This is a genomic window from Bradyrhizobium sp. 604_D8_N2_3, assembly GCF_051810765.1.
In the GTDB taxonomy this organism is placed as follows: domain Bacteria; phylum Pseudomonadota; class Alphaproteobacteria; order Rhizobiales; family Xanthobacteraceae; genus Bradyrhizobium; species Bradyrhizobium barranii.
The window spans coordinates 7,118,080-7,130,185 of the sequence record NZ_JBPWPM010000001.1; the positions used below are offsets into that span (position 1 = coordinate 7,118,080).

Annotated in this window: 11 protein-coding genes; 2 read left to right on the plus strand and 9 right to left on the minus strand. The window is 64.7% G+C overall.

The genetic code is table 11. The features are described from left to right. Window positions 1-69 precede the first annotated feature (69 nt). Together AB7245_RS34165 and AB7245_RS34170 are read left to right on the plus strand one after the other, a co-directional pair. Complete coding sequence (locus tag AB7245_RS34165; protein WP_439035468.1) at window positions 70-1,119, plus strand: methyltransferase; 1,050 nt, start codon at window positions 70-72, stop codon at window positions 1,117-1,119. Between the two features lie 161 nt (window positions 1,120-1,280). Next, window positions 1,281-2,591: an ABC transporter substrate-binding protein gene (locus tag AB7245_RS34170; RefSeq protein ID WP_208088083.1), complete on the plus strand. Its 1,311-nt coding sequence runs from the start codon at window positions 1,281-1,283 to the stop codon at window positions 2,589-2,591. Between the two features lie 200 nt (window positions 2,592-2,791). Here the strand turns inward: AB7245_RS34170 and AB7245_RS34175 are convergent, their stop codons facing one another. The 9 genes from AB7245_RS34175 to AB7245_RS34215 form a co-directional block, all read right to left on the minus strand. Beyond that, window positions 2,792-3,961 carry a Gfo/Idh/MocA family protein gene (locus AB7245_RS34175; protein WP_354248862.1) on the minus strand — a complete coding sequence of 390 codons (1,170 nt, stop codon included), beginning with the start codon at window positions 3,959-3,961 and terminating at the stop codon, window positions 2,792-2,794. 50 nt (window positions 3,962-4,011) lie between these two features. Next, complete coding sequence (locus AB7245_RS34180) at window positions 4,012-4,326, minus strand: septal ring lytic transglycosylase RlpA family protein (protein ID WP_071910599.1); 315 nt, start codon at window positions 4,324-4,326, stop codon at window positions 4,012-4,014. A 102-nt stretch (window positions 4,327-4,428) separates the two neighbouring features. Next, entirely contained in the window at window positions 4,429-5,274 is an 846-nt protein-coding gene (locus AB7245_RS34185; protein ID WP_439035469.1) for a CmcJ/NvfI family oxidoreductase, read from the minus strand. A gap of 327 nt (window positions 5,275-5,601) precedes the next feature. Next, window positions 5,602-6,540, minus strand: a complete 939-nt coding sequence (locus AB7245_RS34190; RefSeq protein ID WP_354102709.1) for an ABC transporter substrate-binding protein — start codon at window positions 6,538-6,540, stop codon at window positions 5,602-5,604. Then, window positions 6,537-7,637: an LLM class flavin-dependent oxidoreductase gene (locus AB7245_RS34195; protein WP_354102708.1), complete on the minus strand. Its 1,101-nt coding sequence runs from the start codon at window positions 7,635-7,637 to the stop codon at window positions 6,537-6,539. The genes AB7245_RS34190 and AB7245_RS34195 overlap by 4 nt, the downstream gene beginning before the upstream one ends. Before the next feature lie 29 nt (window positions 7,638-7,666). Further along, a complete protein-coding gene (locus AB7245_RS34200; RefSeq protein WP_354102707.1) occupies window positions 7,667-8,839 on the minus strand; it encodes an acyl-CoA dehydrogenase family protein in 1,173 nt (390 codons plus the stop codon). Then, window positions 8,833-9,633: an ABC transporter ATP-binding protein gene (locus AB7245_RS34205; RefSeq protein WP_014493120.1), complete on the minus strand. Its 801-nt coding sequence runs from the start codon at window positions 9,631-9,633 to the stop codon at window positions 8,833-8,835. Before AB7245_RS34205 ends, AB7245_RS34200 begins: the two co-directional genes overlap by 7 nt. Next, entirely contained in the window at window positions 9,627-10,649 is a 1,023-nt protein-coding gene (locus AB7245_RS34210) for an ABC transporter permease (protein ID WP_439035470.1), read from the minus strand. Before AB7245_RS34210 ends, AB7245_RS34205 begins: the two co-directional genes overlap by 7 nt. Then, window positions 10,627-11,730: an ABC transporter substrate-binding protein gene (locus tag AB7245_RS34215; protein ID WP_354102706.1), complete on the minus strand. Its 1,104-nt coding sequence runs from the start codon at window positions 11,728-11,730 to the stop codon at window positions 10,627-10,629. Before AB7245_RS34215 ends, AB7245_RS34210 begins: the two co-directional genes overlap by 23 nt. Window positions 11,731-12,106 lie beyond the last annotated feature (376 nt).

The window sequence follows — 12,106 nt, forward strand, 5'->3', positions numbered from 1 at the left end:
TGGGTCACGTTGACGTTTTGCCGCAACCTCCGCCATGTACCCCGCCGGTGATGAAGCGGAGCATCTCAGATGGACGCAGGCATCTCTCGCGGACAATCTCCCGCACCTCAAGATTTCGCCCAGATCTTCAGGCTGATCGGTGGGTACCGCATTTCGCAGGCCCTGCGCGTTGCCGTCGAGCTTGGCATTCCGGATCACCTGGCGGCAGGCCCGCGCCATTGCGACGATCTCGCGACAACGACTGGAAGCCATGCTCCGACCCTTTACCGGCTGCTTCGCTTCCTGGCCGGTGCCGGCCTGCTCGACGAGACGTCTCCGAAGCAGTTTGCGCTGACACCGCTTGGGTCTACCCTCCGCGCCGATATCCCAGCTTCGATCTGTCCGGTGGTGCGGCTATGGCTCAGCGAATCGCACTGGCAATCCTGGAGCCATCTTCTGCACTCTGTACAGACCGGCCAGCATGCCTTCGATCACGCACACGGGACCGGGGTCTTCGACTATTTGCGCGAGGACGCCGAGCTATCTGCGATTTTCAACGCGACGATGACAACCAGCTCCGCCCGGTTGGCCACCGCGCTTCTCAAGCACTACGATTTTCACGGGATAGGCCGCATCGTCGACATAGGCGGCGGACATGGCTTCACGCTCACAACGATTCTGGCCGATCACCCGACCATGCAAGGCGTGCTGTTCGACCTTCCCGATGTCGTAGCCGGTGCTTCTCTGGAGGCGATTGGAGGCAGGAACCGATGTGAGATCATCGGCGGGAGCTTCTTCGAAACCATTCCGGCAGACGCAGACGCCTACATTCTGAAGCAGATCATCCATGATTGGGATGACGAACAATCGCTGGCAATCCTGCGAAATCTTCGCGCGGCAATGCCAGGACATGCTCGGGTTCTGCTGATCGAACGACGGATCGAGCCAGATCATCGCGACGCCATGCGCGTGCTCCATATCGACATGGAGATGCTGGTCAATGTCTCCGGCATGGAGCGCACCGACGCCGAATATCGATCCCTGCTGGAGCAGGCCGGATTCCGATTGGCGAGGGTGGTGCCGTTGCTCGACGGTGCAGGCTTTGCGGTATTCGAGGCCATGCGCTCCGACACGAACTGAGATCGGGCAAATCGCTCGATGCAGTCCGTCTTCGCAGTTGCGTTCTGCGCCATGACCCGCCTATCGACCTTTCGCCATGTTGACTTTCCATCGTCCCGCTCCCCATAATTCGTAAAAAAATAACAAGACCAATCAACAGACGGGTTTTGAGGGAGGATAGGATGCCGACTTCACGCAGGCAGTTGCTGAAGAGCTCGGCGGCTGCCGCCGCCGCACTCAGCCTCGATTGGACCCGGGCCCAGGCGCAAGCCGAGAATTTGCGCATCGGCCTGATCTACGACCTCACCGGCCCGTTCGCGGCGGGCGGCTCGGTCGCCTCGTCAATCGGCGCGCAGATCGCGATCGATCTCGTCAACGAGAAAGGCGGTGTCGGCGGCAAGACCAAGATTGCTCCGGTCGCAGCGGATTCCCAGAGCAAACCCGACGTTGCGATCAACGAGGCCGAACGCCTGATCAGTCAGGAGAAGATCGACATCATCAACGGCGTCTATGCGAGCTCGCATGCGGTGCCGCTCGCGGCCAAGGTCGAGCAGCAGAAGAAGATCCTCTGGATCACGACCGCGGTCTCGACCGCCGTGTTCAAGGACAAGAATCTGCAATACGTGTTTCGCGCGCAGATCCATTCCGACCAGTATGGCCAGGCCTTCGCGAGCTTCCTCGCCGAGCATGCGCAAGGCAAGCTCGGTATGGATCCGAAGGACGTCAAGGTCGCGCTGATCCACGAGGACGGCCCGTATGGCGTCGGCGTCGCGGCGGCCGACGAGGCCTACGCCAAGCAGGCCGGCATCCAGGTGGTGCTGCGCGAGGGCTACTCCGCCTCGGCGCCCGACCTCTCGGTGCTCGTTACGAAAATCAAGCGCGCCAAGGCCGACGTGATCTCGCATGCCGGTTACAACCCCGACATCACCCTGTTCCTGCGCCAGGCGCGCGAGAGCGGATTGCGCTTCAAGATGCTGTTCGGCGCCGGCGCCGGCTACAGCCAGCTCGACAAGCTGCGCGCCACCTTCGGCGCCGACATCGACAATTTCTGCAACATCGATCCGGTCCCCGCGCAATTGCTCGATCCCGCAAAGCTCGCGCCGGGCATCGGCGATCTGACCAACGCCATGGTCACGCGCTACAAGGCCAAGACCGGTGCAACCGAAGTGCCGCCGCATTGCTCGATGGGCTTCAACCAGACCTGGGTGCTGCTCAACAACGTGCTGCCGGTCGCCAAGGAGAAATACGGCAGCTTCGATCCCGAGGCCATCCGCAAGGCCGCGCTCGACGTCGACATTCCCGCCGGCGGCACCATCCAGGGCTACGGCGTCAAATTCTTCCCGCCGGGCACGCCGCTGTCCGGCCAGAACGAACGCTCGACGCCGGTGGTGATGCAGAACGCCGGCGAGCGCATCTCGGTGGTGTGGCCGACCAACATCCGCACGCAGGACCCGGTGTTTCCGCTGCCGAAGGGCTCGACCTACGGGGCGTGAGGTGATGCGGACGGTGCCACCCTCCCCTGGAGGGGGAGGGTGGCTCGCCGCGTAGCGGCGAGGCGGGTGAGGGGTTATCTCCGCAAGCAAATCTCTTACGTTCGAACTCGCGGAGAGAGACCCCTCATCCGGCGCTCCGCGCCACCTTCTCCCACAAGGGGAGAAGGGATGGCAGCGTGCCTGCGGTCTCTTCAGCGGCCCTACAACACCACCCGCCGTCCCTCCTCCGCGGCCCAGTAGCCCGCGTAGTTCACCTTGATCGTCTCATACGCCAGCGCCAGGTCCGACAGCGGCTGCCTACCGCTCGCGGCGCATTCCATGAAATCCTGGATCTCCTGGAGATAGCCGCGTGTCCACTCCTCCTCGAGGCAGACATATTGCCAGCCGGTTTTGCGGTCGACCTTCTCGGTGATGTAGACGCTGGCGAGCTTCTCCTCGCTGGTCTGGTAGCTCATCAGATGCGTGTTCGGGGTGATGTTGGCGAACAGCGAACCGCCGGAGGTGTAGGTTTCGATCAGATTGCGCACGCCGCCCATGATCATGTCGCCGGAAAACACGGTCGCCTTGGTGCCGTCGGAGAAGGTCGCCGTCAGCGTGCCCCAATCTTCGACATCGACCGGATTGGCCTTGATATAAGTGCGCTCCTCGGGCTTCAGGACGGCCGTGACGTTGCCGACGTCGCCGGTGACGCTGGCGACGCGGATGGTTTCGCCGCGCGCCCTGGCCTCTACCTGCTTGAGATAAAGCACGGCCGAGAGCGGATGGCAGCCCATGCGGATCAGCGAGCCGCCGCCGGTCATCGCCCATTGCGCGGCATGCGCGGCGTGCGAGCCGGAATGACTCTCCTCGCCCTTCATGAACAGGATCTTGTCTTTGGTCGCCCTGATGATCTCCGCGGTCTTGGTCACCGCGGGCGCGTAGATCCAATCCTCCGCATACATGAAAAGCTTTCCGGTGCGCTCGATTGCGGCGCGGGTCGCGTCCATCTCCTCCAGCACCCGCTCATACATCAGCGCCTTCGGTACATGCTTGCCGATCGGCTGCGCGTCGCCTGCACGGCCGAAATAGCCGGCGAACGGCTTCTCGCAGATCACGTGCTTGCCGGCCTGCATGCTGGCGACGATCATGTCGGCATGGAGATTGGGCGGGGTGCAGATGTCGATGACATCGAGCTCGCGGTCCGCGATCAGTTCGGCGAAGCTGCGATAGACCCGCGGAATCCCGTGGCGGCCGGCGAATTCGACGACATGATCGCCGCGCGCCGCGACCGCCGCGACCTCGACATCCACACCGTAGACGCGGCGGAACGCATACATGTGCAGCTCCGACACGAAGCCGCAGCCGACAAGCCCCACCCGAATCCTGGCCATAGCGCCCCCCTTAGCCTTGCGTTGGGCGGCACTATAGCGCGACGGCCAGCCTATTCCACCGAGACCCGCACCACGCCGGCGCTCATCATGCCGAGCGCTTTGGCCGCCGGCACCGAGAGATCGACGATCCGGCCGCGGATAAACGGGCCGCGATCATTGACGCGGCACTGAATCGACCGGCCACCGTAGGACACCGTCAGCACGCTGCCGAACGCGCGCGTGCGGTGAGCGCAGGTCAGTTCGCCGCCCTTACCGGCTTTTCCGTAACCGTAGTATGAGGCAAGCCCGCTTTCGGCTTGCGCGACAGAAAATGCAGAAAGCGAAAAAGTGGCCAGACTGAAGAAAAGCGTCGTCTGCGTTCGCACGGCACCGCTCCCGGTTGCCCTGCCCGGCGCTGCAAACGTCGATTTGTTCCGGTAAGTTCCAGGAACACTGCCGGGCGCGCCCGGCAGTGCCATCACACATTGTTACTGTTTATGGAACACCAGCGTGCGGACCTCGATGCTTTCGCGCGGAGCCGCATCGGCCGGCGTGGTCGGATCGACGAAGGCCGTATGCGGCCCGAACCGCGTCCGGCCGTCGGTTGCGGAATCATAGCACTTGAGCAGCAGCGCCTCGTCCGGCGTCATCTCCGGAAAATAGAACCAGCGGTGGTTCGAATTGTATTTCACCGAATAGGTCTCGCCGCGGCGGTTGGGATAGATCAGATCGGAGGCGACGAGATCGTCGGGCGCGACCGTCGTGCCGTCGGCCATCGCCAGCGGTGAATCGCGCAAGGGTCCGCGGATCGGCCGCCAGAGATTGATCACCTGCACACGCCCCTTCAACAGCGCGTCGGCTTCGTCGGGCAGATGCTCACGCACGCGGTTGGCGCCGGAGACGGCGGTCTGGTCGACATGGACCCGCGTCGCAGGCTGGCGCGGGCCGCCGTCGCGAATATCCGCCGCCCCCTCGACGCGCCTGCGCACGGTATGATCGAAGATGAAGACGCGATCGGCCTTCAGCGTCGCGCGCAGGAAGGCCTCGACGGCGGGATAATACACCGCACGTATTTCCTCGTCGTTGTAAAAATCCTTCACCTGCGTCGGGTGACGCACCAGCGCAAAGCCCTCGCGATCGAGCGAGAAATTGTCCGCGATCAGGCGCGCATCGAAGATCGGGACCTGATGCGGCTCCGGCAATGACGTGCTCTTGGGCTCGCCCGGCGGCGGATCGAAAGCATAGGTGCGCGGCTTGCCGGAAACCGGCGCGAGGTAGTTGAGTTCAGCAGTGACGAAGGGAAGCGATTCGATTTTTGTTTCTTGCAGGCCCATGGCCGGTCTCCCGATGTGGTCGTCTAAATGATTTTTGCGGGGATGCGGTGTGGTGCAAGGGAGGCGATGCAAATAGCAATGGGGCTGTTGTCGGCGGTGAGGAACGCAGAAGAAATGTTTCGAGGGTAACCCGGCGTACGCTACTCCCCTTCTCCCCTTGTGGGAGAAGGTGGCGCGAAGCGCCGGATGAGGGGTATCTCTCCGCGAACTCAATAGTGAGAGGCGAGTACGCGGAGAGATACCCCTCACCCGTCTCGCCGCTATCGCGGCGAGCCACCCTCTCCCACAAGGGGAGAGGGAAAGCGCCGCGTCCGGTTCACGAGTGGCTTACAACCCCGCCTTGGCGATCGCGTCCGCAAAGGAGCGATCCACGATCTCGGCCGCATCGAGCTTCTGCTTGATCAGGCCCCAGCGGAAATAGAGATCGATCGTGCTCTGCTCGTCCGCGACCACGCCGTCGTCGATCGGCGCGATGCGGATCTTTGCGCGCGACAGCCAGTTCTGCGGCACGGCGGTCGGGATGTTCATCAGCTTGCCCCAGGTCGCGGCATAGCCGTCGACGTTGCTCAGCGACCACGCCCGCGCCGCCGTGAGGCGGCGGATGAAGTCCGTCAGCTCCGCGCGCTTGTCGCGGATCGCGTCGGGCCGTGCGACCTGGAAGCTCAGCCCCGGCGTCAGACCCTCCGAGGTGATGACGCGGCGCGATTTGAACAGCACCTCTTCCTGGCTCACATACGGCTCCCACGTCGACCAGGCATCGACCGAGCCTTGCGTGTAGGCGATCTTGGCATCGGACGGCGCCAGGAACGCGATCTGCACGTCGCTCGCAGCCCAGCCGTTCTTCTCGAGCGCAGCGAGGATCAATTGATGACCGATCGAGCCGCGGCCGGTTGCGATCTTCTTGCCGCGCAGATCGGCAAAACTCCTGATCGGCGAATTCTCGGGCACGAGGATCGCGAGCCCCTCGCGGGTCTGACGGATCGCGGCGATCGCCTTCACCGGCGCGCCGGAGGCGGCGGCGAAGGTGAACGGCGCATCGCCCACGATACCGGTCTCGATCGCGCCGGCGCTGAGCGCTTCCAGCAGCGGTGCCGCTGCCGGAAACTCCTTCCACTCGATCTTGTACGGGACGTCCTTGAGCACACCTGCCGCTTCCATCACGGCCTGCGAATTGCCCTTCTGGTCGCCGACGCGCAAGGTGGTTTGCGCCGCCACGAGCTCCAACGAGCCGAACAGCAGCGCACCGGCCAGCATGAGACGGATCATTCCGCCGCCTCGCCGCGAACGGCCTGGCGCTTGGCGACCAGCTCGCGCGTCAACGGGATCAGCTCGCGGCCATATTCGATGGCGTCGATCAGGGGATCGAAGCCGCGGATCAGGAAGTGGCTGATGCCGAGATCGTAATAGTCGCCGAACACTTCGGCGACCTGCTCGGGCGTGCCGACCAGCGCGGTGGTGTTGCTGTTGGCACCCGTGAGCTTGGCAATCTCGGTCCACAGCCGCTTGTCGATGCGGCTGCCCTGGTCGGCAAGCGCGAGCAGACGCCGCGCGCCGGCCGTGGCATGGCCGTCGGCGGGCTTGCGGTAGCCGGTCTTGTCCTGGAGCGCGGTGGCACGTGCCAGAATCTCTTCCGCCTTCTCCCAGGCCTGCTTCTCGGTCGGGGCAATGATCGGCCGCACCGAGAGGCTGAAACGCGGCGTCGGCCGTCCCTGACGAACCGCCGCGTTGTGGACGCGGGAAGTGACGTCGCGCACCTGCGCATAGGATTCACCCCACAGCGCAAAGGTGTCGGCATGCTTGCCGGCGACCTCGATCGCCGCATCCGAAGCGCCGCCGAAATAGATCCGGATGCCCTCGGGGCGATACGGCTTCACCTGCGAGAACGCATTCTCGACCTGGTAGTGCTTGCCCTTGTAGGTGAACGGCTTGTCGCTGGTCCATTCGAGCTTGAGGACATCGAGGAACTCGGAGGTGCGGGCGTAGCGCTCGTCCTTGTCGTCGAGCGTGTTGCCGTCCTGCCGGAGCTCGGTGGCGTTGCCGCCGGTGATGACATGCAGGGCGACCCTGCCGCGGGAAAATTGGTCGAGCACGGCGAACTGGCGCGCCAGCAGCGTCGGCGCGGTGAAGCCCGGCCGCTGCGCGATCAGCACATTGAGGCGGTCGGTGACGCCCAGCACGTGCTGAGCAATTTGGAGCGCGTCCGGCGTCGTCGAATGAAACGCCAGCAGGGCGCGGTCAAAGCCGGCATTCTCATGCGCCTTCGCCACCGTCTCGATATGGGTGGGGTTGAGGACCGGCCCCTCGCGGACGACGATCTCGGACGAATTGTTGTTGCTGATGAAGCCGATGAACTCGATCGACATGATCGTCTCCCTGTTTGTTGTCCTGAAAGCTAGAGGCCCAATGCGGCGCGGCCGAGGCCGGTGCGGGTGGCATCGTCCTGCGGCGTGTGCACGCGGCCGCACAACACGTCGCGATAGTGCCGCTCCAGCGGATTGGTGCGGGACAGGCCGTGATTGCCGGTCAGCGATAGTGCATCCTCGACCGCGGCGACGGCGTTGTTGGTCACCGTCAGCTTGATCACGTTGGATTCGCCGGTGGAGAGATCGACGCCTTCGTCGAAGTCGCGGGCGAACGTCTCGATCAGCCGTGCATTGACTGCGAGCCTGGCCTCGATGGCACCGAGGATCTCCTGCGCCCGCGGCAAGGTCGCAAGCGGCGCGCCGAGGCTGGCGGGGACGCGCTGCTTCAGGAACTGGACGAACCAGTCGCGCGCGGCGCGGGCAATTCCGTCATAGATCGCCGCGACGAACACCGTGTGGACCGTCGCCTGCGCAACGTCGGGCGCACGCCACTCCTGGGGATTGCGGACATCGACCTCGGCATCGAGCGGGATCACGACGTCGTCGAAGATGACATCATGGCTGCCGCTGGCGCGCAGGCCGTGATGATCCCAGGTCTCGACGATGCGGGTGCCCGGCAGGCCAGCCGGCACCAGGAACTGGCCGACGCGCGGCTCGGCTTCGTCGGTTCGGGCCCAGACCAGATACCATTTCAGGATCGGCGATCCCGTCGAATAGATCTTGTGACCGGTCAGGCGCCAGCCGGTCTCGGTGCGCCGCGCGATCGTCGCCGGCAGGCCGCCGCGCGACGGCGAGCCAAGCTCGGGCTCGACGCGGAGCGCGTTGACGAGCGCGAGGCCCTCGACGCTCTCACGCGCAAGCTTGCGCGACAGCTTCGCCGGCCAGGTCGGGCTGCGCCCCATCACCAGATGGTTGATGTAGTGCATCGACAGCACCAGCGCGGTCGAGGGATCGGCCTTGCCGATGATACCGATGACCCGCGCGGCATATCGTGCGCCCGCTCCGGCCCCGCCATGAACCGCAGGCACCGTCAGCGACAGCAGGCCTGCCTCGGAGAGCTCGCGAAAATTCTCGAAGGGAAAGCTGCCGGCGCGATCATGCTCGGCTGCACGCGCAGCAAAGCCTTCGGCCAGCGCCTCGGCGCGCGCGATGTAGTCGGGCTCGCTATGGGCCGCCCGACCCTTGGCTACAGAGGTCACCATGTAGCGTCCAATCCCAACAAGCCGAGAATCTGGCGGCGCAGATCCGCGAGATATGGATCGCCGCGATGGCGCGGATAGGGCCGGTCGACACGGATGTCGGCCTTCACCCGCGCCGGGCGGTCGCTGAACACGATGACGCGGTTGGCGAGCACCAGCGCCTCCTCGGCGTCATGCGTCACCAGCAGCGTGGTAAAGCCCTTGCGCTGCCAGAGCGAGACGAGCTCGGCCTGCATGGTAATGCGGGTCAGCGAGTCGAGTTTGCCGAGCGGCTCGTCGAGGATCAGGATTTTTGGATCATTCACGAGCGCGCGGGCGAGCGCGACGCGCTGCGCCATGCCGCCGGAGAGCTGATGCGGATAGGCATTGCGGAACGACGACAGCCCAACGAGATCGAGCGCGTCATCGACACGCTGCCGCTGGCTCTTCAAAATGCCCTGGGCCTCGAGGCCCAGGGCGACGTTGTCCCAGACCGACCGCCAGGGAAACAGGGTCGGATCCTGGAACACGACCACGCGCGAGGGATGCGGGCGGGTGATGCGCACCTCGTCCTCGCGGAGCGTTCCGGCCTTGGGCTTGTCGAGGCCGGCGACGAGCCGGAGCAAGGTCGACTTGCCGCAGCCGGAGGGGCCGAGCAGCGCGACGAACTCGCCCGGCTCCACGGAGATGCTGACGTCGCTGAGAACAGGCAGCTCAGTGCCATCGATGTCGAAGGCGTGACTGACCTGTTCGATGTCGAGCGCGGCGCCGGCGGCCGGCGGGGTGGTGACCTCGGCCAGTGCGGTTGCGGCTACCATTTCACGGTCCCCTTCTGCCAAACCAGCAGGCGATCGCGGATGGCGAACAGCAGCGTGATGGCGCCGGAGCAGAGCAGCGACATCACGATCAGCGCCGCATACATGTTGGCGTAGGCGGCCCAGCCCTGCGCCCATTGCAGGTACCAGCCGAGCCCGGCCTTGACGCCGATCATCTCGGCCACGACGAGCACGGCGAAGGACGAGCCGAGCCCCATGAACAGGCCGACGAAGACGTGCGGGAGTGCCGCGGGGATCGCGACCTTCAGCACCAGGAAGGACGGCTTTGCACCGAGCGTGCGCGCGACGTCGTAATAGGCGTTGCTGACGCTCGCGACGCCGGACCAGGTCAAGACGGTGACCGGGAAGCCGGTCGCCAGAGCGATCAGGAAGGTCGAGGCGCTCCAGCTCGACGGGAACGTGAAGAAGGCGATCGGCAGCCAGGCGGTCGCCGGCAGCGGGCCGATGAAGCGCAGCACCGGATGCACCCAATAGCCGACCGCGCGCGACCAGCCGATCGAGACGCCGGTCAGGAAGCCGACCGTGGCGCCGATCAGATAGCCGCCGAGCTGGAGCTTGACCGAGGCGAAGACGCTGTCGAGCAGCTTTGGCAGATCGTCGGTATAGACCTCGATGATCGACTGCGGCGGCGGGAAGAACGGCAGCGGCAGCCACGCAAACTTTGCGGTCGCAACCTCCCACAACGTCAGGAATGCGCCGAGCGCCACGAGCCAGGGCGCGCGCTGGCGCAAGGCCTTACCGGCGGAGCCGAGGTAGTCGGCGCCGACGGTGCCGAACAAGGCGATTGCGGCAACGATGAAGGCGGCGATGCCGAGCGAGTGCGTCCGCGACCAGTCGCCGACATCCTCCCACCACAGGCAGGACAGGCCGAACGCGATCCACGCGACGCTCGCGAGAATGCCGCCGCCGGATTCCCGGACCCAGCTCGCAAGAACCGGCGCGCGCGAGAGGCGCGGCGCGCCGGAGGCGAGGCCGTCAGACAGCGAATACGTCGACATAGATGCGCTCCGCGAATTTGGCGGTATCGGTGCTTTGCTTGAAGACCTGGACGCTCTTCAAATCGTCGGCATAGGACTTCAGCTCGCGCTTCAACACCTCACCCACGGGATGATGATGGTGGGTGTGGTAGCGCACCATGCCCTCGATATCGGCGAGTGATGCCGTCTTCGGCGCATAAGGCTGGAACGACTTCGCCGTTACGGTCGGGTTCTGCGCGGTGAACATCGCGGCATCGAGCAGCGCCTGCGTCAGGGCGCGCGCGACCTGCGGCTCCTCGCGCACCAGGCTGCCGCGCAGGCCGAGGATGCAGCAGCTCTTGTCGCGATATTCGCCGTCGAGATTGGAGGCGACTTCCTTGTACTGGCTGTCCTTGAGCCAGAGATAGCCCAGCGGATCGGATGACAGGAAAGCCTGCACCTCACCCTTCTCGACGGCGACGTTGAGCAGGTTGCCGGGATAGGCGCGCCAGTCGACATCCTTGACCGGGTCGATACCGAGCTTGGCGAGCTGAATGGAGAAGAAGTTCTTGTCGGGGCCACCGAGGTCGCCGACCGCGACGATCTTGCCCTTGAGGTCGGCGAGCTTGCTCACGTTGGAGTCGGCGCGGGTCAGGACGCGCATGCAGCCGCCATGGGTGCCGGCGGCGATCTTGACGTCAAAGCCCTGCTCCAGCGGCTTCAGCCAACGCAGCGCCATGCCGAGCCCCGCATCGCTCTTTCCCGTCGCGATCGCCTCGAGCAGCTGATCGGTCGAGCCGGAATAGTTGATGAGCTCGATGTCGAGATTGTGCTTCTGGAAGAAGCCGTGCTCGATGGCGACGGGCACCGGGGCGAGACAGACCGCGCCGGCGTTCCAGGAGAGTTTCAGCTTGCGCGGCGCGCCGGTGAGGACGGGGCCATCCGCGGCCGTCCGGCACAGCGGAAACTCAGAGAGATCGACACCGGGCGCGATCGCCTGTGGCGCAAAGGCCTGGGCTGCACCAAAGGCACCAAGCGGCGCGGCGAATGCCGCCGCAAGCCCCGCCTGCAGCAAATGGCGCCGGTCGAGGCCCGATCCGCTGCCCTTGTTGTCGTTGCCCATCAGTCCCCACTTCTGCGCTGGCACAGCTCCGCCATTCACGCAACGTCTCGCGTTGCGCATGTTCCATGTGGAGCTGCGTTGAGAGAATAATTTCGCCGGCGCTTCCCGCGCCGCTTTGATGCGATGCGCAAATCATGCGGCGCAGTCGCCGCATCGTCAATGAAATGGAATTTCGAATGTGGCGCGAAGCGAGGTCATTCTCTCCATCAGCGCATGGGACAGCGATGAAACGATTTTCGTTGCTGCATCATCTTGCAAGGATGCGCCGCGACTCCGCAGCCTGCATCATTCTTGCGCATCTCCCGCCGCGCACGCGGTGCGTTCTCGAAAGCGGCGCTACGCTGAAACGTCATTGCCCGACGCATCTCCAATACGG